The 23,333-nt window shown below is 57.8% G+C and carries 18 protein-coding genes; 11 read left to right on the forward strand and 7 right to left on the reverse strand.

Translation table 11 applies throughout. The features are described 5' to 3' along the window. The first annotated feature begins 141 nt into the window (after window positions 1-141). Both AC19YQ_RS16440 and AC19YQ_RS16445 read left to right on the forward strand, forming a co-directional pair. Entirely contained in the window at window positions 142-1,080 is a 939-nt protein-coding gene (locus tag AC19YQ_RS16440; protein ID WP_133078975.1) for an aspartyl/asparaginyl beta-hydroxylase domain-containing protein, read from the forward strand. 976 nt (window positions 1,081-2,056) lie between these two features. After that, the gene (locus AC19YQ_RS16445) at window positions 2,057-2,920 is read left to right on the forward strand and encodes an EamA family transporter (protein WP_133078977.1); all 864 of its coding nucleotides are present in this window, start codon (window positions 2,057-2,059) and stop codon (window positions 2,918-2,920) included. A gap of 40 nt (window positions 2,921-2,960) precedes the next feature. Here the strand turns inward: AC19YQ_RS16445 and AC19YQ_RS16450 are convergent, their stop codons facing one another. Next, on the reverse strand, window positions 2,961-3,830 hold the full coding sequence (locus AC19YQ_RS16450; protein WP_257623075.1) for a DMT family transporter: 870 nt from the start codon (window positions 3,828-3,830) through the stop codon (window positions 2,961-2,963). Between the two features lie 166 nt (window positions 3,831-3,996). Here AC19YQ_RS16450 and hrpA point away from each other — a divergent pair, with 166 nt between their 5' ends. The 4 genes from hrpA to AC19YQ_RS16470 all read left to right on the forward strand — a co-directional run bounded on the left by hrpA (window position 3,997) and on the right by AC19YQ_RS16470 (window position 10,051). Further along, on the forward strand, window positions 3,997-7,908 hold the full coding sequence (gene hrpA, locus AC19YQ_RS16455) for an ATP-dependent RNA helicase HrpA (protein ID WP_500595502.1): 3,912 nt from the start codon (window positions 3,997-3,999) through the stop codon (window positions 7,906-7,908). Between the two features lie 158 nt (window positions 7,909-8,066). After that, entirely contained in the window at window positions 8,067-9,188 is a 1,122-nt protein-coding gene (locus AC19YQ_RS16460) for a beta-ketoacyl-ACP synthase III (RefSeq protein WP_339476894.1), read from the forward strand. A gap of 30 nt (window positions 9,189-9,218) precedes the next feature. After that, a complete protein-coding gene (locus AC19YQ_RS16465) occupies window positions 9,219-9,830 on the forward strand; it encodes an RNA polymerase sigma factor (RefSeq protein ID WP_326397609.1) in 612 nt (203 codons plus the stop codon). Continuing rightward, a complete protein-coding gene (locus AC19YQ_RS16470) occupies window positions 9,824-10,051 on the forward strand; it encodes an anti-sigma factor family protein (RefSeq protein ID WP_133078982.1) in 228 nt (75 codons plus the stop codon). Before AC19YQ_RS16465 ends, AC19YQ_RS16470 begins: the two co-directional genes overlap by 7 nt. A 121-nt stretch (window positions 10,052-10,172) precedes the next feature. On the opposite strand, the gene AC19YQ_RS16475 is transcribed toward AC19YQ_RS16470, so the two are convergent. Further along, on the reverse strand, window positions 10,173-11,465 hold the full coding sequence (locus AC19YQ_RS16475; protein ID WP_219262936.1) for a putative porin: 1,293 nt from the start codon (window positions 11,463-11,465) through the stop codon (window positions 10,173-10,175). Window positions 11,466-11,788: 323 nt separating this feature from the next. On the opposite strand from AC19YQ_RS16475, the gene AC19YQ_RS16480 reads away from it, so the two are divergent. Next, window positions 11,789-12,913, forward strand: a complete 1,125-nt coding sequence (locus AC19YQ_RS16480) for a GNAT family N-acetyltransferase (RefSeq protein WP_500595503.1) — start codon at window positions 11,789-11,791, stop codon at window positions 12,911-12,913. Between the two features lie 18 nt (window positions 12,914-12,931). On the opposite strand, the gene aqpZ is transcribed toward AC19YQ_RS16480, so the two are convergent. From aqpZ to AC19YQ_RS16500, 4 genes are all read right to left on the reverse strand, one after another. Further along, window positions 12,932-13,633 (reverse strand): aquaporin Z, encoded by a 702-nt coding sequence (gene aqpZ / locus AC19YQ_RS16485; RefSeq protein WP_133078984.1) that lies wholly within the window; start codon window positions 13,631-13,633, stop codon window positions 12,932-12,934. 200 nt (window positions 13,634-13,833) lie between these two features. After that, a complete protein-coding gene (locus AC19YQ_RS16490) occupies window positions 13,834-15,666 on the reverse strand; it encodes an ABC transporter ATP-binding protein (RefSeq protein ID WP_133078985.1) in 1,833 nt (610 codons plus the stop codon). Window positions 15,667-15,794: 128 nt separating this feature from the next. After that, window positions 15,795-16,358, reverse strand: a complete 564-nt coding sequence (locus AC19YQ_RS16495; protein WP_019828735.1) for a peptidylprolyl isomerase A — start codon at window positions 16,356-16,358, stop codon at window positions 15,795-15,797. Between the two features lie 161 nt (window positions 16,359-16,519). After that, window positions 16,520-17,443 (reverse strand): PA3225 family LysR-type transcriptional regulator, encoded by a 924-nt coding sequence (locus AC19YQ_RS16500; protein WP_133078986.1) that lies wholly within the window; start codon window positions 17,441-17,443, stop codon window positions 16,520-16,522. Window positions 17,444-17,598: 155 nt separating this feature from the next. On the opposite strand from AC19YQ_RS16500, the gene AC19YQ_RS16505 reads away from it, so the two are divergent. The 3 genes from AC19YQ_RS16505 to AC19YQ_RS16515 all read left to right on the forward strand — a co-directional run bounded on the left by AC19YQ_RS16505 (window position 17,599) and on the right by AC19YQ_RS16515 (window position 19,922). Continuing rightward, window positions 17,599-18,198: an FMN-dependent NADH-azoreductase gene (locus AC19YQ_RS16505; protein WP_500595504.1), complete on the forward strand. Its 600-nt coding sequence runs from the start codon at window positions 17,599-17,601 to the stop codon at window positions 18,196-18,198. Window positions 18,199-18,459: 261 nt separating this feature from the next. Beyond that, complete coding sequence (locus tag AC19YQ_RS16510) at window positions 18,460-19,320, forward strand: carboxylate/amino acid/amine transporter (protein ID WP_219262939.1); 861 nt, start codon at window positions 18,460-18,462, stop codon at window positions 19,318-19,320. Between the two features lie 41 nt (window positions 19,321-19,361). After that, entirely contained in the window at window positions 19,362-19,922 is a 561-nt protein-coding gene (locus tag AC19YQ_RS16515) for an RBBP9/YdeN family alpha/beta hydrolase (RefSeq protein WP_500595505.1), read from the forward strand. Between the two features lie 84 nt (window positions 19,923-20,006). On the opposite strand, the gene AC19YQ_RS16520 is transcribed toward AC19YQ_RS16515, so the two are convergent. Continuing rightward, on the reverse strand, window positions 20,007-21,293 hold the full coding sequence (locus AC19YQ_RS16520) for a mechanosensitive ion channel family protein (RefSeq protein WP_339476873.1): 1,287 nt from the start codon (window positions 21,291-21,293) through the stop codon (window positions 20,007-20,009). 192 nt (window positions 21,294-21,485) lie between these two features. On the opposite strand from AC19YQ_RS16520, the gene AC19YQ_RS16525 reads away from it, so the two are divergent. After that, the gene (locus AC19YQ_RS16525) at window positions 21,486-22,832 is read left to right on the forward strand and encodes a DEAD/DEAH box helicase (protein WP_133078990.1); all 1,347 of its coding nucleotides are present in this window, start codon (window positions 21,486-21,488) and stop codon (window positions 22,830-22,832) included. Window positions 22,833-23,333 lie beyond the last annotated feature (501 nt).

Raw genomic sequence — 23,333 nt, forward strand, 5'->3', positions numbered from 1 at the left:
ATGCATAATCATTATCCTTCGCGTAGTACATTGCTCCGAATATTGGTTTCGATGGGTTTTGTCCTACGTCGCTAGTGTTTATCATGGCCGGCTGCCACGTCGGGCTATTGGTGCCGCACGGTATTTTCGAGGAGTTGTTGCATGACCTTATCCTTCGCCATCAAGGCAGGGCTCATACTGCTGTTTGTCGGCAGCATCCTTTACGTGCATTTTCGCGGTAAGGCACGGCTGCCGGTGTTACGCCAGTTCGTCAACCACTCAGCGTTCTTTGCGCCCTACAACGCCCTGATGTACTTGTTCTCCGGCGTACCGTCCAAACCGTACCTGGACCGCAGCAAGTTCCCTGAGCTGGATGTCCTCAAGGACAACTGGCAAGCGATCCGCGAAGAAGCCATGCACCTGTTCGACGAGGGCTACATTCGCGCCGCAGAAAAAAACAACGACGCCGGCTTTGGCTCGTTCTTCAAGAAAGGCTGGAAGCGTTTTTACCTCAAGTGGTACGACAAGGCGTTGCCATCGGCCGAGTTGCTGTGCCCGAAAACCGTTGAGCTGGTCAACAGCATCCCCAATGTCAAAGGCGCGATGTTTGCCTTGCTGCCGGGCGGTAGCCACCTCAACCCGCACCGTGATCCGTTTGCCGGATCGCTGCGATATCACCTGGGGCTGTCGACCCCCAACTCCGATGCCTGCCGTATCTTCGTCGATGGCGAGGAATACGCGTGGCGTGATGGTGAAGACGTGATGTTCGACGAGACCTACGTGCATTGGGTCAAGAATGAGACCGACATGACTCGCGTCATCCTGTTTTGCGATATCGAACGCCCGCTTACCAGTCCCTTCATGACCCGTATCAACCGCTGGGTCAGCGCGCAACTGGGTAAAGCCACTGCGCCGCAGAACCTCGATGATGAGCGCGTAGGCGGCATCAACAAGGCGTACGCCTGGAGCAAAACCTTCAGCGATCGCTTCAGCGGCGTGGTCAAGCAATGGAAGCGCCGCAATCCCAAGTTGTATCGCATAGCCCGCCCGATATTGGCAGTGCTGGTGCTGGTACTGCTGTGGCGTTGGTTGTTTGGCTGATTTCACAACATAAAAAAACCGCTCATGAGTGAGCGGTTTTTTTTGGATTATTAAAGCGGGCTGCCTGCTAAAACACCTGAAGGTTCATCTGCTTTGCTGCCATTGACTGCAACGCGTAAAAAACGCTGCTGAGTGGCTGAAGTGGCCGCACCTCGGGGTTTACTCTCACTGTGGGGCTTGGTCTTTTGTGAGGCGGGTGTTGGGGTCATGACCGGCATATCGCCACCATTTTGGTTATTTATTGTACAGCGCAAATGACGCTAGTCCTTCTTCAGGTCTATAACAAGCTTCGCAACCGGCTCTGGTTGGGGGTGGCGAAACACAGTCCGCAGAGCTCTGAGCCGCACCAGATGGATAAGTCGAATGACCAGGGTTCCCTGGCCTTCCAGAGGGGTACTTCTTCCCATGAAAAGTGAACGCCATCCCCCCACCCATTGAATGCGTCAAGTGCCAGGGCGTCGATGGGTCTGAACACTATGGCTTCACCGGACTGTGTTGGCAGTGCGTTGGCCAGTATTGAGCAAGCTGCTGTCCTGGCCTGTGATTTAAAAAGCTGGTGCTTGAGCCGGGTTCTGGGTTTTGGCATAGAGCTGTCTGAGCGAATGTGTAGCTCTTCGTTTTACTCGACTCTCGCCCATTCTTAATCAGTTGAGTCGTTGCATTTAATGTCGGGCGCTGGTTATAGTCGACGCTCGATATCCTCTCTTCAAAAAGATCAGCCCATGCCGGTTTCCTTTCCACATAGCGTTGTCGTTTCAGCAGTCACTGCTGGCGTCGTGCCGTGTGCAAACCAGCAGCCTGCGCAGATCAGTCACTACCCACCTCCTGTCAGTCGCACTGTGGTGTACGTCGTCGTATCGCCACCGGGTGTTGTTGCGGGCTGAGCTGATCGCTCGGCTGCCCGTACCCGTCTAAAAAACCATTGAACTTCAGTTTCGGCTGAGTCGGCTTTTTTGCCTGATGACAGGTGTTATCCATGTTTTATATGACTAAAGAGTCCGCGCTGGCGGCTGCTTCCACGTGCCTGTTTGTACTGCTGTGGAGCAGCGGTGCGATTTTCTCCAAATGGGGGCTGGCTCACGCCTCGCCGTTTGCCTTTTTGTTGATCCGTTTTGCCATTGCCTTGATGGCTTTGGTGCTGATCATCCCGTTGATGAAGTTTCAGATGCCCCGTGGCGCCAGGGCGATCAGTTATGCGATGGCAACGGGTGTGGTGTTGCTGGCGGCGTATCAGATTTTTTATCTGTTGGCACTGGAACTGAAAGTGACGCCCGGCGTCATGGCCACGGTGATGGGTGTGCAGCCGATTCTCACTGCCGTGATCATGGAGCGTAAACACTCCTTGAGCCGCTCCCTCGGGTTGCTGCTGGGGCTGGCCGGGCTGGTTCTGGTGGTGTACCAGAACATCGGTCTGGCGGGTTTGTCGTGGGCCGGGATGTTGTTTGCCCTGTTGGCCCTTGCCAGCATGACGGCAGGGACCTTGATGCAAAAACGCATCACCCGGAATCCCCTCGGCACACTGCCGTTGCAATACCTTGCAGGTCTGCTGGTGTGCGCGGTGTTTGTGCCGTTCCAGCCATTTCACTTCGAACACGGCGCGGGCTTTGTGGTGCCGGTGTTGTGGATGGGGCTGGTGGTTTCGGTGATGGCAACCTTGCTGCTGTACCGGATGATTGCCCGAGGCAACCTGGTCAACGTCACCAGCCTGTTCTATCTGGTGCCCGCCGTGACTGCGGTCATGGACTACCTGATTTTCGGCAACAAGCTGGCAGCGTTGAGTGTGCTCGGGATGGCCATGATTATCATCGGGTTGATGTTTGTGTTCCGTAAGACCACCTGAGGATACTGCTTGTGTAGCCGCTGCGGCAGCGGCTACAGATTCAGGTTTTGGCCAACGCTCCGGGCTTGAGCACCAGCCACAGCGCCACGGCGATCAGCAGCCCGCCATACAGGTGCGCCATTGACAGCGGCTCACCCAGAAACAGCGCGCCCCACAGCACGCCAAACGGCGGGATCATGAACGTTACGGTCATGGATTTGACCGGTCCAATGCTTGTCAGTAAGCGGAAGTACAGGATGTAGGCAAATGCCGTGCACACCAGCCCCAGTCCCAGCAACGATAACCACACACTCATTCCACCCCAGCTCACGGGTGGCTGATTAATCACACTCAGGCCAAACAGGGGCAACAGGAACAGGGTTGCCCCAAGCATGCTGCCCAGGGCCGAAAGCCGTGGGTCAAGACCGCCTTGCTGGTCCAGCCAGCGGCGGGCCAGAAAGCCGGCAAAGCCATAAAAGGTGGTGGCCAGCAGGCAGGCGAGGGCGCCCATCAGCAAGTCCAGATTGAAAGCAACCGGCCCGGCCCGGGTCAAGATCCCTACTCCGAGTAATCCCAGAAACACCCCGGCCATTTTGGTCAGGGTCAGTTTTTCGCTGAAAAACAGACCGCCAATCAACACGCCCATCAACGGGGTGGTGGCGTTGAAAATGGATGAGTAACCGGCAGGCAATACCTGGGCCGCCACCGAATACAGTGTGGCCGGAACGCCGGAGTTGATAACCCCCAGAATCAAAATGACCTTGAGCTTGCCGCCGAAATCCCAGCGCACGCGCATCAGCGCCAAGATCACCACCAGGCCTGTAGCGGCGATGGATACCCGAAAGAATGCAGTAGGAATGGTCCCAAGCACTGGTGCGATGATCCGCATAAATAGAAAGCTGGCCCCCCAAATGCCTGCTAACGACAGCATGCGCACCAAATCGACAAGTCTCACGGGATTTTCCTTAAAAGGTTTAAGCCGCGCAGTGTAGGTGATGCTACGGACAAGACAACGCGCTAATTCCTACAGATTCGTGCATGAGCGCCTAAATCTGCGACAATCCGCCCCCTGCATTTACGAAGATTTTGCGCACCTGATGACTGACGAATCGCCTGCTATCGACCAACTGTTGAAAAACCTTGATCAAGCCATGATCGCCGATCGCCACAAGCTGCGTCGGCAACTGCATGAGCTGCGCAAAAAGCCTGACGAGGCCAAGCTGGCCGTCTGGGCCGAGCGGGTCCAGGCATCCTGTGCGCAGGTGACAGCACGGGCGGCCAGTGTGCCGTTGATTCGCTATGACGAAAATCTGCCGATTGCCGCCAAGCGCGATGAGATCAAGGCGGCGCTGCTCAAACATCAGGTGTTGATTCTGGCGGGTGAGACCGGCTCGGGCAAAACCACCCAATTGCCGAAAATCTGCCTTGAAATCGGCCGTGGACAACACGGTCTGATTGGCCACACTCAGCCGCGCCGGATCGCTGCGCGCAGCGTTGCCAGCCGGGTAGCCGAAGAGCTGGGCACGCCACTGGGCGCATTGGTCGGCTATCAGGTGCGGTTTGAAGATCAGAGCGATTCCAATACCCTGGTCAAGTTGATGACCGATGGCATCCTGCTGGCCGAAACCCAGCACGACCGCTATCTCGAGCGCTATGACACGATCATCGTCGATGAAGCTCACGAACGCAGTCTGAACATCGATTTCCTGCTGGGTTATCTGAAGATTCTGCTGCCGCGCCGTCCGGACCTGAAAGTCATCATCACGTCGGCGACCATCGATCTGGAGCGCTTCTCCAAGCACTTCAATGACGCGCCAATTGTCGAGGTGTCGGGCCGTACCTTCCCGGTCGAGACCTGGTATCGCCCGTTGACCTCCGAGCAGGACGAAGAGGGCAACAATGTCGAAGAAGACCTGAGTGTCGATCAGGCCATCATTGCCACGCTGGACGAAATTGCGGCCTTCGAGCGCAGTGAGCGCAAAAGCCCTGGCGACGTGCTGGTGTTTTTGCCCGGTGAACGCGAAATTCGCGATGCCGCCGACATGTTGCGCAAGGCGCAGCTCAAGCACACTGAAATTTTGCCGTTGTACGCGCGGCTGTCGCCTGCCGAACAGCAGCGGATTTTCCAGTCGCACCCGGGCCGTCGTGTGGTACTGGCGACCAACGTGGCGGAGACTTCGCTCACGGTTCCGGGCATTCGCTATGTGATCGACAGTGGTACGGCCCGTATCAGTCGTTACAGCTACCGGGCCAAGGTACAGCGTCTGCCGATCGAGGCGATTTCCCAGGCCAGCGCCAACCAGCGCAAGGGGCGTTGCGGCCGGGTCGAACCGGGTATCTGTGTGCGGCTGTATGCCGAAGAAGACTTTAACGGCCGCCCGGAGTTTACCGATCCCGAGATTTTGCGTACCAACCTTGCGGCAGTAATCCTGCAGATGCTGCACCTGCGTCTGGGCGAAATTACCGCATTTCCGTTTATTGAGCCGCCGGATGGCAAGGCGATCACCGACGGTTTCAACCTGCTGCAAGAGTTGTCGGCGGTTAACCGCGAGAATCAGCTCACGCCACTGGGGCGCCAGTTGGCACGTTTGCCGGTGGACCCGCGCATGGGCCGTATGTTGCTCGAAGCCGCCAAGCTCGGCAGCTTGCAGGAAGTATTGATTGTCGCCAGTGCGATGTCGGTGCAAGACCCGCGTGAGCGACCGCCGGAGCGTCAACAAGCGGCGGATCAGGCCCACGCTCAATGGAAAGATGTCGACTCTGACTTCGCCGGTCTGATCAACGTATGGCGCGGCTTTGAAGAGCAGCGCCAGGCGTTGACGGCCAGCCCGTTGCGTAACTGGTGCCGCAAAAACTTCCTCAACTACCTGCGGTTGCGCGAGTGGCGTGATTCCCATCGGCAATTGAGCCTGATCTGTCGCGATATGCAGCTCACGGTCAATCAAGAGCCCGCCGACTACCCGAAATTGCACAAGGCGGTGCTGTCCGGTTTGCTGAGCCAGATCGGTCAAAAAACCGAAGACGGCGATTACCTGGGCGCGCGTCAGCGCCGGTTCTGGATTCATCCCTCGTCGGGTCTGGGCAAAAAGCGCCCGCAGTGGTTGATGACCGCCGAGCTGGTAGAGACCACCAAGCTGTATGCGCGCATGGTGGCCAAGATCGAGCCGGACTGGATCGAGCCGCTGGCCGGGCATTTGATCAAAAAGAACTATTTCGAACCCCATTGGGAGAAGAAGCGCGGGCAAGTGGTGGCTTACGAGCAAATCACCTTGTTCGGCCTGATCGTGGTCGGTCGCCGTGCCGTGCACTACGGGCCGATTGACCCGGCACTGTCCCGTGAGCTGTTTATCCGTGAAGGGCTGGTGCGCGGCGAGATTCAGTCCCGTGCCAAGTGCCTGACCGCCAATGCGCAGCTGCTGGAGCAGCTCGACGAGCTGGAAGCCAAGGCCCGGCGCCGGGACATCCTGGCCGACGAAGAAACCCTGTATGCGTTCTATGACGCCCGCCTGCCCGCCGAGATTCATCAGACCGCGACCTTTGACAGCTGGTACCGGGTCAACAGCCAGAAAGACCCGCAGCTGTTGATCATGCGCGAAGAAGACGTGCTGGCCCGTGAAGCCACCGAAATCACCGCCCGGCATTACCCGGACACGCTGCACTTGGGTGATCTGACCCTTGAGCTGAGTTATCACTTTGAACCCAACCACCCCCGTGATGGTGTGACGGTCAAGGTGCCTGCGCCGTTGCTGCCGGTATTGCCGCCTGAGCGGCTGGAATGGCTGGTGCCCGGCATGATCGAAGCCAAGTGCATCGCTCTGGTGCGCAGTTTGCCCAAGGCGTTGCGCAAAAACTTTGTACCGGTGCCTGACTTCATCAAGGCGGCATTGGAGCGCATGGAGTTTGCCCAAGGTTCACTGCCACAGACCCTGGGCCGCGAACTGCTGCGCATGACCGGTGCACGGGTAAGTGACGAGGCGTGGGCAGAGGCCGCGCAGCAGGTCGAAAATCATCTGAAGATGAACATCGAGGTGGTCGACGCTGATGGCAAGTTCCTGGGTGAGGGACGTGATCTGGCCGAGTTGACGGCGCGTTTCGCCCAGGCCAGCCAGGCGGCACTGGCCGTACCGCAAACGGCGAAAAATCAGCAGCCGGTGGAGGCCAAGGTGTTCGCCCCGGTTGCCGAGAAGACCCAGCAAAAGATCGCGGGCCTGTCGATGACGGTTTACCCGGCGTTGGTGGAAGAGGGCAATACGGTCAAGGAGGGGCGTTTCTCGACTCCGGCCGAGGCTGAATACCAGCATCGCCGAGCCTTGCAGCGCTTGTTGATGCAACAACTGGCGGAGCCCGCGAAGTTCTTGCGCGGCAAGCTGCCGGGGCTGACCGAACTGGGCTTGTTGTACCGTGAGCTTGGCCGGGTCGAAAGTCTGGTCGAAGACATTCTGCTGGCAAGCCTCGACAGCTGCATCCTTGAAGGCGAAGCGGTATTGCCTCGTGATGGTGCCGGGCTGGCCTCACTGGCCGAGCGCAAGCGCGGAGCCTGGACCGAGCATGCCGAAAAGCTGGCCAGGCTGACGCTGGATATTCTCAAGCTCTGGCACGGTCTGCAAAAGCGCTTCAAAGGCAAGATCGATCTGGCCCAGGCGGTTGCCCTGAATGACATCAAGCAGCAGTTGAGTCATCTGGTGTATCCAGGTTTTGTCCGCGAAACCCCGGCCATATGGCTCAAGGAGCTGCCGCGTTACCTCAAGGCGATAGAAATGCGTCTTGAGAAACTGCCGGGGCAGGTTCAAAAAGACCGGGTCTGGAGCGGTGAGCTGAGCGGGCTTTGGGCGCAGTATCAAGCGCGTGCCACCAAGCACGCCCAGGAAGGCAAGCGCGACCCGCAGCTTGAGTTGTACCGCTGGTGGCTGGAGGAATACCGCGTGTCGTTGTTCGGCCAGCAACTGGGTACCAAGGTGCCGATTTCGGACAAGCGCCTGGGCAAGCAATGGAGTGCGGTGGACGCTTGAACCCCTGTGACCTGTGGGAGCGGCTGGCTCTCGATGCAATCGCGAGCCAGCCCGCTCCCATGGGACATTGACCGTAACATCCGCAAATAACGCCAAATGCTGGCATTTATGGCAAACTTCGCGGCTATCGACAGCTGAATACATATAGAGGAACGACCGTGCATAACGTCGTCATTAGCGGCACCGGCCTGTATACCCCGGCCAACAGCATCTCCAACGAAGAGCTGGTGCAGTCTTTCAATACCTATGTGCAACAGTTCAACGCGGACAACGCCGAGGCTATCGAGGCCGGTGATGTCCAGCCTCTGGCCGAATCGAGCGCTGCATTTATCGAAAAGGCATCGGGCATCAAAAGCCGCTTTGTGATGGACAAGGACGGCATTCTTGACCCGCAACGCATGCGCCCACACTTGCCGGCCCGTAGCAACGACGAAATGTCGGTGCTCTGCGAAATGGCCGTTGGCGCCGCCAAACAGGCGCTGGAACGAGCGGGCAAAACAGCTGCCGATATCGACGGCGTGATTGTGGCGTGCTCCAACCTGCAACGCCCGTATCCTGCGATTGCCATCGAGGTGCAACACGCGCTGGGCATTCAGGGTTTTGGTTTTGACATGAACGTTGCCTGTTCTTCGGCGACCTTCGGCATTCAGACCGCCAGCAACAGCGTCCAGTTGGGGCAGGCCCGCGCAGTGCTGCTGATCAGCCCTGAAGTGTGCACCGGCCACTTGAACTTCCGTGACCGTGACAGCCACTTTATCTTTGGTGATGCGGCGACGGCGGTGGTTGTCGAGCGTGCAGACCTGGCAACGTCCGAGCATCAGTTCGATATCGTCAGCACCAAATTGCTGACCACGTTCTCGAACAATATCCGCAACAACTTCGGCTTCCTTAACCGTGCTTCTGACGAGCCTGCTGACAGCCCGGACAAACTGTTCGTACAAGAAGGCCGCAAGGTGTTCCGTGACGTATGCCCGATGGTGGCTGAGCTGATCGGTCAGCATCTGCAAGAGAACCAGCTGGACGTTGAGCAGGTGAAGCGCTTCTGGCTGCACCAGGCCAACCTGAGCATGAACCACCTGATCGTGCGCAAATTGTTGGGGCGCGAAGCTTCCATCGAAGAAGCACCGGTCATTCTCGATACCTACGCCAACACCAGTTCGGCCGGTTCGGTCATTGCCTTCCATACGTATCAGGACGATCTGCCAAGCGGTGCATTGGCGGTACTGAGTTCGTTTGGTGCCGGTTATTCGATTGGCAGTGTGATTTTGCGTAAACGTTAATCGCGCAGTGCTCGATCAGACGAGGTATCCATGACCGCTGCTGATGACTCAGAACTGCTCAAACGGCTGTTGAGTGGTGAGCAGCGGGCTTTTCGCGATCTGGTTAGCACCTATCAAAGCGCGATGCGTGCCGTGGCCTATGCGATCGTCGGCAATCGACATGCCGACGAGGTGGTACAAGACGCATGGCTGTCCGTAGTGCGCAATCTGTCCGGGTTTGAGGGCCGTTCCAGCCTGAAAACCTGGCTATTGACCATCACGGCCAATTCCGCAAAAAACCGCTACAAGCAAAATCGCCGTGAAGTGCTGCTCGACGATTTGCCTTCGCCTCACGGCACCATAGACGATGACCGGTTCAGCAGTGATGGCCACTGGTTGCTGGCCCCGTTTGCCTGGCACCAGGACACCCCCGAAGCCTTGCTCACGGAAGACGAGTTGCGCGAATGCCTTGAGCAAACTCTTCTCAGCCTGCCGCAGCTGCAGAGCAGTGTGCTGGTGTTGCGCGAGCGTCAGGGACTTGAACTTGAAGAGATCTGTAATATTCTCGAACTGTCGCTCTCTAATGTGCGGGTGCTGGTGCATCGAGCCCGACTAAAAGTCTTTGCGACTGTGGAACACTTCGAGGAAACCGGCGAATGTTGAGCTGCAAACAGCAAGTAGCGCGCTCAAGCGACTATCTGGATGGCCAGCTGAGCGTTCGTGAGCGGTTGCTGGTGCGCCATCATCTGATGTTTTGTCCTAACTGCCGACGTTTCATCAAGCAAATGCGTTTGATGAGCGCCACGTTGAAAAGACTTCCCGAACCGTTGCCCCCGGACCTTGAGCAAACGGTTGAGCGAATGATGCGCGAGCAATCGCGCTAAAGAAGAAGCATGGGCGAGGGTGTCGTCGGTGGATGTGATGGGGGGCCGACGCCAGCCTCGCTCTGCTGTTCTGACACAAAACGCCGAACGGGTTCGGGGTTTTGTTGATGACGGGACGCTTTTAGAACTTGGCTTCCAGGTCCAGTTGCAAGGTGTTGGCCTTGGCATCTTTCTGGGTGGACGTTACGTAGTCAGCCTTGGTCAGGAAGTACGTCAGGCCAACACCAAAGTTCTTGTCGATTTCGTAACCCACTTTGAACTTGTGACCGCGTGAACCGGTAGTACCGTTGGCAAAGTCGGAGTCGGTGAAGGCGCCGACCACGGCGTTACGCTGAATGTCGCGGTAGTTGTAGTCCAGGCTGAAGGCATTGAGCTTGCTTTTGAAACCCACCAGCCAGGCGTCGTCCTGATCGCTGTCGGTGGCGGCGTTGTGTACGTACTGGCCGTAAAGGGACAGAGGCAGCGGCAGGTTGGCGATATCGACCTGGCCGAAGCCTTCGTACAGGCGGAACTCGCTGGTGCTGTTGCCGTTAACGGCCAGGGCGCAAGGCGTTGTCTTGGTCCCGGTGGTGGGGCAGGCACTGTCCTTGTCATTGTCGTAGCTGTAAACGCTACCGCCCAAGGTCACTTTCAGGCTGTCCGTGGGGGCGAATTTTGCACCCAGCTGACCTGCGTACAGACGCAAGTCATGACGGAATTGCACGCCGTCGCCGTCGACGTTGTCCTTGAGGGTGTAGTAACCGGCGCTACCGAACATCTCGACGCCGCTGTTCCCCAGGTTGTGCTTGTAAGTGGCAGCCAGGCCTTCGGGGTTGATATCGCTATCCCAAATCACATCACCCATGCTGACCCAGGGCTGAGCCATCTTGCCGGCGATCAGGTGCAGGTCCTTGACGGCAGTCGGGTGATAGTCGATGAACGCCATGTCCAGCCACAACTGCTTCTTGTCGAAGTAGTTATCCAGATCCTGGTTGGTGGAGCGCGCATCGTCGCCGCCGCCAGTGGCGATACGAATACCGGTGTTCACTTGCGGGTTGATTTCGGTGTAGGCACCCAGGCGGGCACGAATGCGCTGACGGTCCTTGTTCTTGCCATCGGACTCGCCATCAATCTTGATGTTTTCGTGACGAACCCGGACATCCCCCTTGAGTTCGGTTTTAGCTGCCCAGGCGACTTTTTGTTCGAAGGCGGTGAGGTCGGATTTTTTGACCTGATTGGCCGCAGCTTCTTGCTTGGCTTGATTCTCACTGGCGAGTTCAGTTTGCAGCTCGGAGTACTGAGCTGGCGAAATGGAACCGTTGGCTTTCAGCATTTCGAGCAGTCTGGCATCGACTGCTGCGCTGGCCGGAACGCTCATGGCCAGTACCAGGCCACCACACAGTCCAGCCGCAACCCGTGTAGAAACAAGACGCATTGTGAATCTCCCAGTGCAGAGGTGGCCTTGGCCACCTCAAGAAAAATCGGCCCTATACGGGCTCACGTTAACGAGGCTTGGGTGTGTCATGAGCGTGTTGGCAAACAAGTCACTCATAACCTCGTGATCTAAGAAGCGGCGCCAGTATCGCGGCTGGATATGACAGAAAAGTGGCAGTCTGATAGCAAGTCAGTGACACTCGCGGAGGTCGCCAAACCTGCAGGAGCCGGGCTTGCCTGCGCAGGCATCACGGCGTGACACCAGCGCCCACCTCGGTTGCGGTGCTACCATCGCGGCTCACATGTCGCGCCCGGGGATTCTCAATGCCGTTACAACGACTGGACAGCCTGTCCGCCATCACTGCTCAGGAATGGGATGGGCTGGTGCCGGTGGAGCAGCCGTTCTTGCGGCACGCTTTTCTCAGCACGCTTGAAGACAGCGGCTGCCTGGGCCCGCATTCCGGCTGGCAGCCCGAGCACTTGCTGCACTACGAAAACGGGCGGTTGCAAGCAGCGTTACCCAGCTACCGCAAGTGGCACTCCTACGGCGAATATGTGTTCGATCACGAATGGGCGCAGGCCTGCGAGCGGGCGGGCATCGAGTACTACCCCAAGCTGTTGACGGCCATACCGTTCAGTCCGGTCAGTGGTCCTCGTTTGTTGGCCGCCAGTGCCGAGGACGGGATGGAGTTGCTGGCGGCTTTGCCCGGTTATCTTGAGATTGAAGGGCTCTCCAGTGCCCATATCAATTTCACCGATACGCTGGCCGATACGGCCCTGACGCAACAGCCCGGCTGGATGCAGCGGCTCGGTTGCCAGTTTCATTGGCAGAACCGCGAGTACCGCGATTTTCAGGACTTTCTTGATGCCCTGAGCTCCCGCAAGCGCAAGCAGATGCGCAAAGAGCGCGAGCAAGTGGCCGCTCAGGGGTTCGAGTTCGAATGGTTGGAGGGTCAACAGGTCAGTGAGGCGCAATGGGATTTTGTCTACGCCTGTTACGCCAATACCTACGCAGTACGGCGACAAACACCTTACCTGACGCGGGCGTTTTTCAGTCTGCTGGCCGAGCGTATGCCCGAATCCATTCGCGTGGTGCTGGCCAGGCAGGGCTCGACCCCGGTAGCGATGGCGTTCAGCCTGATCGGTGGTGACAGTTTGTATGGTCGTTACTGGGGGTGCCTGGCCGAGTTTGATCGCCTGCATTTCGAGACATGTTTCTACCAGGGCATGGATTACGCCATTGCTCAGGGCATCAAGCGTTTTGATGCCGGTGCCCAAGGCGAGCACAAGCTGATCCGCGGCTTTGAGCCGGTGATCACTCACTCATGGCATTACCTGCGTCATCAGGGGCTGAAATCGGCTGTCAGTGACTTTCTGCAGCGTGAGCGGGCAGGGGTGCTGGCGTATGCAGAGGAGGCGAGGTCGGCGCTGCCCTACCGGCAGGCCTGAACCTCGCCGCCTTGATGCTCAGCTGTCCTGTTTGCCCAGCCATCGATAGGTCAGTGCGCCAATCGCTGCACCCACCAGTGGCGCCAGCCAGAACATCCACAGTTGTTGAAGCGCCCAGCCGCCCACGATCAAGGCCGGGCCTGTGCTGCGTGCCGGGTTGACCGAGGTGTTGGTGACCGGGATCGAGATCAGGTGGATCAGCGTCAGCGCCAAACCTATGGCGATCGGAGCGAAGCCTGCAGGGACTCGCGTGTCAGTGGCGCCCATGATGATGAGGATGAACATGGCCGTCATCACCACTTCGCAGACCAGCCCCGAGATCATTGAGTAGCCACCGGGAGAATGGTCGCCATAGCCATTGGCTGCCAGCCCGCTTGCAGCCAGATCAAACCCGGGTTTGCCGCTGGCAATGAAGTACAGCAGTGCGGCGGCGATGATGCCTCCCAGAACCTGGGCCACGATGTAAGCGGGTAGCTCTTTTGCAGGGAACCGGCCACCCACCCACAGCCCGAAGGACACGGCGGGGTTCAGATGACAGCCTGAAATATGCCCGATAGCGAATGCCATGGTCAGTACGGTAAGGCCAAAAGCCAGTGCGACCCCTAGCAGCCCGATACCCACGTTGGGGAAGGCTGCAGCGAGTACTGCGCTGCCACAGCCGCCAAGAACCAACCAGAAAGTGCCTACCAACTCAGTTGCCGAACGTTTGAGCAAGGTCATTTGAAGGTCCCGGATAGATAAATCTATCGAGCAATTGAAGCTGCGTCGCGTCCTGCGGTTAACTACAGAACTCTCCCGAATCCTGTTTTAAGTACAGCACTCGCCCGGGTTTTTTCCAGTGCCATAAAAAACGCCAGAGCCCTTTGAAACCGGGCGCTGGCGTGGTGTTTCACGGGCTTTACACTTGCGTGTTTTTGGTCTCAGTCGATGCCTACAAAACCACCCGTTTGATGTTGCCAAAGCCGTGAGTACAGACCTCCCCGTGCGAGCAGTTCACTGTGGGTTCCGGTTTGTGCGATATGGCCGTTTTCCAGCACCACCAGACGGTCCATGCGGGCGATGGTTGAAAGGCGGTGGGCGATGGCAATGACGGTTTTGCCCTGCATCAGGGTTTCGAGGCTTTCCTGGATCGCGGACTCGACTTCGGAGTCCAGTGCCGAGGTGGCTTCGTCCATGATCAGGATCGGTGCGTTCTTGAGCAGTACCCGTGCAATGGCAATCCGCTGGCGTTGACCGCCGGACAGCTTGACGCCGCGCTCGCCCACGTGGGCGTCAAAACCGGTGCGGCCCTGAGCGTCGGACAGAAGCGGGATAAACTCATCGGCCCGGGCTTTTCGCACGGCTGCCCACAGTTCTTCGTCGGTAGCGTCAGGTTTGCCGTACAGCAAGTTGTCACGAATCGAGCGGTGCAACAGCGAAGTGTCCTGGGTAATCATGCCGATCTGTTCGCGCAGGCTTTCCTGGGTTACTTCGGCGATGTTCTGATCGTCGATAAGGATGCGACCGCCTTGCAGGTCGTACAGGCGCAGCAAGAGGTTGACCAGGGTCGACTTGCCCGCGCCGGAAGGTCCGATCAGGCCGATTTTTTCGCCGGGTTTTATCACCAGGTTGAGGTCGCTGATGATGCCGCTGCGTTTGCCGTAATGGAAGTCGACGTGCTCAAAGCGCACTTCACCGCGGCTGACAGTAAGGCGTGGTGCCTGTTCACGGTCAGTGACGGCAATGGGTTGTGCAATGGTTTGCAGACCGTCCTGCACCATGCCGATGTTTTCAAAAATACCGTTGACCACCCACATGATCCAGCCGGACATGTTGACGATGCGGATCACCAGGCCGGTGGCCAGGGCGATGGCACCGACGCTGATCAGCGACTGGCTCCACAGCCACAGCGCCAGGCCGCTTGTGCTGACGATCAACAAGCCGTTCATGGTGGTGATCGTGACGTCCATGCTGGTGACCACACGGCTGGCCAGCCGGGTTTTTTCGGTTTGCTCGATAATGGCTTCGCGAGCGTACTGTTGCTCGAAATTGGTATGGGCAAACAACTTCAGGGTGGTGATGTTGGTGTAGCCGTCGACGATACGGCCCATCAGTTTTGAGCGCGCATCGGAGGACACCACGGAGCGCTCTTTGACCCGGGGGACGAAGTAGTACAGGGCGCCGATGTAGCAGGCGATCCAGATCAGCAGCGGAATCATCAGGCGCCAGTCGGCTTCGGCAAACAATACCAGTGAGCTGATGGCGTAGATCAGCACGTGCCACAGGGCGTCGACCGCCTGAACGGCCGAGTCACGCAGCGAGTTGCCGGTTTGCATGATGCGCTGGGCAATGCGGCCGGCAAAGTCGTTCTGGAAGAAGTTGAGGCTTTGCTTGAGCACATAGCTGTGATTTTGCCAGCGGATCATGCTGGTCATGCTCGGGCTCAGGGTCTGGTGCACCAGCAGGTCATGCAGGCCGAAGAACACCGGGCGGATGATCAGGGCCACCACGGCCATCCAGATCAGTTCGCTGCTATGGACCTTGAAGAATTCGGTATTGGGCGTGCCCTGGGTCAGATCGATCAGCGTGCTCAGGTAGCTGAACAGCGAGACTTCGATCAGTGCCGCTATCAGCCCGATCACCAGCAAGGCGACAAACATGGGCCAGACCTGGCGCAGGTAGTAGAGATAAAACGCCCAGACAGTGCTGGGAGGGGCTGCGGTAGGGGCTTCGCGGAAGATATCGATCAGTTGTTCGAAACGGCGATAAAGCATGGGCACTGACGCCCGCAGCGCGGGCTCTCCTTTAGTTGACGTTACCCATCCCGTAGCAGTAACGCAGCCTCGTTCCTTCGGCAGCTGCTACGGGGCACAGGTCAAAGCTCCCTGCTGTGTGCAGCCTGTCAGTCGATACGCTTGGCCGACTTGATCAGCACCGGGTCGATCGGCACATTCTGCATGCCTTGTTTGGTGGTGGTTTGCGAGTTGACGATCTGGTCAACCACATCCATGCCATTCACCACCTTGGCAAATACGGCGTACCCGGCGTCACGGCCCGGATCCAGGAACGCGTTGTCTGCCACGTTGATGAAGAACTGGCTGGTGGCAGAGTTCGGGTTGGAGGTGCGAGCCATCGACAGGGTGCCGCGCACGTTATGCAGGCCGTTGCTGGCTTCGTTCTTGATCGGATCGCGGGTCGGCTTTTGCGCCATCTGCGAGGTAAAACCGCCGCCCTGCACCATAAAGCCCGGAATCACACGGTGAAAAATGGTGTTGTTGTAGAAGCCGCTGTCCACATACTTGAGAAAGTTGTCAGTGCTGATCGGAGCCTTGACCGGATCCAGTTCGATTTCGATCTTGCCGAAGCTGGTATCCAGAACGACATGAGGTGCCTTGGATGTATCGGCAGCCATCAGGTTGGCAGCAAACAGCATGGCGCCAGCGGCAAGTGCAATTTTTTTAAGCATGGTTCAGTGATCCTGGAAAGTGGGGTGACTGTTCAATGCCACAAGGCAGTGGCGCCCTGTGGATTGAACCAATGCCCGTGCTACATCCGGTAGTGGCAGATGTTCACGGGCGGCGGGTGTTGGACAGGATATTCTCGAATCGGGTTCCTGCCCACTGATCTTCACGCTTGCTGCGGTGCTGCAAACGGTGCATCCAGCGGGGCCGTGTCAAAAGTTTGCAGCAGTTCAACCAGGATTTGTGTGGCAGGGCCCAGAGGCTTGTCCTTGTTGGCGTACAGGAAAAATACCGGGTGACGCTTGCCGCCCTGATTGAGCGGCAACGGTTTGAGCACACCTTCCTTGAGTTCGCGCTCGATCATGTGCCGCGGCAACCAGGCAAAGCCCAGCCCGCTGCCCACGAAGGCGGCCGCCGTGGCCAGGCTGCCGACGGTCCAGCGCTGTTCGGAGCCGAGCCAGCCCACGTCACGGGGCTGTTGGCGCCCGGAGTCACGAATCACGACTTGCAGCTGGCTTTCGAGATCCTGGAAATGCAGTTCCCGTTGCAGGCGATGCAGGGGGTGGTCGGGGTGAGCCACGGCAACAAATTCCACGGTGCTCAACTCGGTGCCCAGGTAACCGGGAATATTGAAGCTGCTGATGGCCAGGTCAGCCACGCCTTCGAGCAGGACTTCTTCGACGCCGGACAGCACCTCTTCGCGCAGGCGCACGCGGCAACCACGGCTTTGCGGCATGAAGGCGGTCAGGGCACGCACCAGCCGTGCATTGGGGTAGGCCGCGTCGACCACCAGGCGGACCTCGGCCTCCCAGCCTTGCTCCATGTGATGGGCGAGGTCTTCGAGCTGGCTGGCCTGCTTGACCAGTTGCCGGGAGCGGCGCAGCAGCACGCCGCCCGCCTCGGTGAGCACCGCCTTGCGTCCGTCGATCCGCAGCAGCGGCACGCCGAGTTGATCCTGCATGCGGGCCACGGTGTAGCTGACAGACGACTGCGAGCGATGGAGGACTTCGGCGGCTTGAGCAAAGCCGCCGTGGTCGACCACCGCTTGCAGGGTGCGCCATTGATCAAGGGTCACGCGGGGCGCTTTCACGATGATTACCTCTGAATGGGAGTGCTGACAGGATACCGCTAAATAAACAGGTTTATAGATAGGTTGTAGCAAATAAATGCGCTTTTTAATCGAACCAATGCTCACTATTCTCTGCGCCATCGCCTTACCGTATTTACAGATGGAGCTTATCCGCCATGTCCAACGTTCTGATCATTGAAAGCAGCGCACGCCAGCAGGACTCATTCTCCCGACAGTTGACCCGGCAGTTCGTCAGCCAGTGGCAAGCGGCACATCCAGCTGATCAACTGACCGTTCGTGACCTGGCCCTGAACCCTGTACCGCATCTTGATGCCAACCTGTTGGGTGGCTGGATGAAGCCCGAAGCGCAACGCAGCGCTGACGAGCATGTTTCCCTGCAGCGCTCCAATGAGCTCACCGACGAGCTGCTGGCAGCGGATGTACTGGTACTCGCGGCCCCGATGTACAACTTTGCGATTCCGAGCACTCTCAAGGCCTGGCTTGACCACGTACTGCGGGCTGGCGTGACGTTCAAGTACACCGAAACCGGTCCGCAAGGACTGCTGGTCGGCAAGAAAGCATACGTTTTGACTGCACGCGGCGGGCTATATGCGGGTAGCACCTCGGACCATCAGGAACCCTATTTGCGTCAGGTCATGGCCTTTATCGGAATTCACGATGTGACCTTTATCCATGCCGAAGGCATGAACCTGGGCGGTGACTTCCAGGAAAAAGGTTTAAACCAGGCCAAGGCCAGGCTGTCTGCAATCGCATAGGCTGTTAATCGACAGATAATCGCTGAATGGCTTAATCGCTTCATTGCTCCTTCAAGCATGCGGTTCGCGCATCGAACCTCCCTTTGCACTTTTTTGAGTGCTCGTACCCGATCAGCCATAGCGCCGGATCGGGTTTTTTTTGTCCGGGTTTTGCAGGGTGATGGTAAAGGTTGATGGAAAACCGCTAAGGTCGCGGACTTTCTGATGCGCTCGCGGGTGTTTTTGCCGGCGAGCCGTTTCGATTTCCTGGGCGAGAGATTCATGGGCTATCTGTTAATTGTCACCTTGATTCAAGCATTCTCCTTCAGCCTGATTGGCGAGTATCTGGCTGGACATGTCGACAGCTACTTTGCGGTGCTGGTGCGTGTGGTGCTGGCGGGGCTGGTATTCATCCCCCTGACGCGCTGGCGTCAGGTAGAGCCTGGCTTTATGCGTGGCATGCTGCTGATCGGTGCCCTGCAGTTCGGCATCACTTACGTCTGCCTGTACTTGAGTTTTCGGGTGCTTACAGTGCCGGAGGTGCTGTTGTTCACCATCCTCACTCCGCTGCATGTGACCCTGATCGAAGATGCCCTTAATCGCCGTTTCAACCCGTGGGCGCTGGTGGCGGCACTTGTAGCTGTGGCGGGGGCGGCGGTCATTCGCTTTGACAGCATCAGCCCGGACTTCTTTGGAGGCTTCCTGTTGCTGCAATTGGGCAATTTCACCTATGCCGCCGGGCAGGTGTTGTACAAGCGCCTGGTGGCGCGTTACCCGAGCGACGTGCCGCATTACCAGCGGTTTGGTTTCTTTTATCTGGGGGCTTTGGCAGTGGTGTTGCCGGCCTTCCTGCTATTTGGCAAGGCCAACTTCCTGCCTGAGGCTCCCTTGCAGTGGGGTGTTCTGGTATTTCTGGGGCTGATTTCTACGGCGCTGGGCCTGTACTGGTGGAACAAAGGCGCGTGCATGGTCAGGGTTGGCACGTTGGCTGTGATGAACATTTTGCATGTGCCGGTCGGCCTGTTGATCAGTTTGCTGATCTGGAACCAGCACGAGCCGCTGGGGCGACTGTTCATCGGCGGGCTGGTGATTGCATTTGCCGTGTGGATCAGCCGGCTAGACCGCAGGGCTGTGACGGTCTAAGGTCAACCACAGTCCATCTATCGCCTAAAGGGAGAGTCGGAATGACAGTCAGGGTGTTGATCTTGCCGGGCCTGTTCAATTCGGGAGCAGAGCATTGGCAATCTCACTGGGAACAGCGCTACAGCGGGCTGCACCGGGTCAAGCAGGAGAACTGGGAAACCCCCGTTTGTACGGATTGGGTCCAGAACCTGCAGAAAAAGATCACCAAGAGTGAGCGTCCTGTGGTGCTGGTGGGCCACAGCCTTGCCTGCACGCTGATTGCCCGTTGGGCGCAGCAGCACCCAAAAGAGGCGCGACGTGTGCGCGGGGCACTGCTGGTCGCGCCCAGCGATACCGAAGCCGACAGTTACCCACCAGGCACAACGGGTTTCAGCCCGATGCCGCTCAATACCCTGCCTTTTGACGCAATTACCGTCGCCAGTACCAACGACCCCTATGTCACCCAGGAGCGGGCCAGCGCATTCAGCGATGCCTGGGGCAGCGAACTGGTATGGCTGGAAAATGCCGGGCACATCAATGGTGAGGGGGGCTATGGCAACTGGCCCCAAGGGATCGAGTTGTTGTTCAAGCTCACAGGCGATCCACAGTTCAAGCAAGCCTGAGCTCATTCTGGATGATGGAACTGTGGGAGCGGGCTTGCCGCGATGGCATCACCCGAATCGCGAGCAAGCCCGCTCCCATAGGGTTCAATCGTCCTTGGACAGCTCCAGCGGAGTATTCAGCTTGCTCAGCAATCCTTTGCGCAGGTCATTGCCGCTCGGTTGCTGATACATGCTGAGCCCGAATTCGGGCAGCACTGACAACAGATAGTCGAAAATATCGCCCTGGATTTGCTCGTATTCGCTCCACACCGTGGTCCGGGTAAAGCAATACACCTCAAGGGGTACACCCTGTGGCGTGGCTTGCATCTGGCGAACCATGCAGGTCATGTTCGGCTGAATGTCGGCATGGCTTTTCAGGTAGGCCAGGGCATAGGCGCGGAAAGTGCCTATGTTGGTCATGCGCCGACGGTTGGCAGACATGGCCGCGACATTGCCCTGGGCTTCGTTCCAGCTTTTGAGCTCTGCTTTCTTGCGATGCAGGTAATCGCTCAACAGGCGTACCTGTTCCAGGCGCTGCTCCTGCTCATCGGTCAAAAAAGCAATGTCGGCGGCGTCAATAAACAGGCTGCGCTTGATCCGGCGTCCGCCGGACTGCTGCATGCCACGCCAGTTTTTGAACGATTCGGACATCAAACGCCAGGTCGGAATCGAGACAATGGTTTTGTCGAAGTTCTGTACTTTGACGGTGTGCAGGGTGATGTCGATTACATCGCCATCGGCACCGACCTGCGGCATCTCGATCCAGTCGCCTACGCGCAGCAAATCATTGCTGGTCAACTGCACGCTGGCCACGAACGACAACAGCGTGTCCTTGTAGACCAGCAGAATGACCGCAGACATTGCGCCAAGGCCGGAGAGCAGCAGCATTGGCGAGCGGTCGATCAGGGTTGCGACAATGATGATTGCGGAAAACACATACAGCAGCATTTTAGTCAGCTGAATGTAGCCCTTGATCGGTCGGGTCTTTGCGTAATTGGTGCGCGAATAAATATCGAGCAAGGCATCCAGCAGTGAGCTGATCACCCGCGTGAGCACAAAAATGGTTATGGCCAGCGCCAGGTTGCCAAGGAAGTGGCGACCGTTGTCGCTCATGTCCGGCACCAGATTGCGTCCGAACTGCACCATCAGGGAGGGGGTCAGTTGCGCCAGGCGATGGAACACCTTGTGTTCGCGTAAATCGTTGATCCAGTGCAGGGCCGGCTGACGGCCCAGGATTTTGGTCACGCGCAACACCACGATGCGTGCTAGGTAACCGGCCAGCAGGGCAATGCCCACCAGAACGATCAGACCCAGCATGGCACTGACCCAGGGATGTTGATCCAGGTTTGCCCACAGGGTCTGGATTTGGGTCCAGAGTGGTTGAGTTTCCATAAGCTAAAACGATATCCCAGTAATAAATGGCCATGGGATTAGAGCACTTCAGAGCAATTTATGGGCTCAGGTTGGACTAAAGACCCTAAAAAACCATTTGTTTCATGCCGTTCGTGCAAAGTAACTCGGCCTTGGCGCTCGAAACCGTTACTCTATGCCGCTGATTTTTTGTATTTCTTCGAGGTAGCACCCGTGTTTTCCGATTTCGCCCTGCACGAACGCCTGCTTAAAGCTGTGGCCGAGCTTAAATTTGTCGAGCCTACGCCTGTGCAAGCAGCGGCCATCCCGCTCGCGCTCGAAGGGCGTGACCTGCGGGTTACAGCTCAAACCGGGAGTGGTAAAACTGCCGCTTTCGTACTGCCGATTCTGAATCGTCTGATTGGTCCAGCCAAAATCCGCGTAAGTATCAAAGCGTTGATTCTGCTGCCGACCCGCGAGCTGGCACAACAAACGCTCAAGGAAGTTGAGCGTTTTTCGCAGTTCACGTTCATCAAGTCCGGCCTGATCACCGGCGGTGAAGACTTCAAGGTCCAGGCCGCCATGCTTCGCAAGGTGCCGGATATCCTGATCGGCACCCCGGGGCGTTTGCTGGAGCAACTGAACGCCGGCAACCTCGACTTGAAAGAAGTTGAAGTGCTGGTACTCGACGAAGCCGACCGCATGCTCGACATGGGCTTCTCCGAAGACGTCCAGCGTCTGGTCGACGAGTGCCCTAATCGCCAGCAGACCATGCTGTTCTCGGCCACCACCGGTGGTTCGGGTCTGCGCGAGATGATCGGCAAGGTGTTGAACAATGCCGAGCACTTGCAGCTCAATCAGGTCAGCCAGCTGAACGCTACCACGCGTCAGCAAATCATCACCGCTGACCACAACCAGCACAAAGAGCAGATTGTAAACTGGCTGCTGGCAAACGAGACGTACCAAAAAGCGATCGTTTTCACCAATACCCGCGCTATGGCGGACCGTATCTACGGTCGTCTGGTGGCTCAGGACTACAAAGCGTTTGTCTTGCACGGTGAAAAAGACCAGAAGGACCGCAAGCTGGCCATCGACCGCCTGAAGCAGGGCGGCGTCAAGATTCTGGTAGCCACCGACGTGGCGGCCCGTGGCCTGGACGTTGAAGGCCTGGATCTGGTGATCAACTTCGATATGCCACGCAGCGGCGACGAATACGTGCACCGTATTGGTCGTACGGGTCGTGCGGGTAACGATGGCCTGGCCATCTCGTTGATCTGCCACGGTGACTGGAACCTGATGTCCAGCGTCGAGCGCTACCTGAAGCAGAGCTTCGAGCGCCGCACCATCAAGGAAGTCAAAGGCGTTTACGGCGGTCCGAAAAACGTCAAGGCCTCGGGCAAAGCTGTTGGTGTGAAGAAGAAAAAAACCGACGCCAAGGGTGTCAAGAAGAAGTCGGGCGCCAAGGCTCCGACCAAGCGCAAAATTGCCAACCGCCCGAAGACTGATGCACTGTCGTTGGTCAGCAAGGACGGCATGGCTCCGCTCAAGCGCCGCAAGCCAGAAGCACCGGCTGCTGAATAAAGCGCAGGTGTAACCAACAAAAAACCCGGCCTGTGCCGGGTTTTTTGTTGTCTGAAAAGCCTGTAGGTGTTTCGGTTTGTCAGGTAAGTCGAGGTGATGCCATCGCGAGCAAGCCCGCTCCCACAGTGATGGGGGAAATCACAGGTTTTGAAGACGCTCCAAAACCTGTGGGAGCTGGCTTGCCTGCGATGCTGGCGCTGCGGTTTGTCAGGTAAGTCGAGGTGATGCCATCGCGAGCAAGCCCGCTCCCACAGTGAGGGGGGAAATCATAGGTTTTGAAGACGCCCCAAAACCTGTGGGAGCTGGCTTGCCTGCGATGCAGGCGCTGCGGTTTGTCAGGTAAGTCGAGGTGATGCCATCGCGAGCAAGCCCGCTCCCACAGTGATGGGGGAAATCACAGGTTTTGAAGACGCCCCAAAACCTGTGGGAGCTGGCTTGCCTGCGATGCTAGCGCTGCGGTTTGTCAGGTAGATCGACGTCGCGAGCAAGCCTGCTCCCACC

This window comes from Pseudomonas sp. MF06569, from assembly GCF_059862735.1.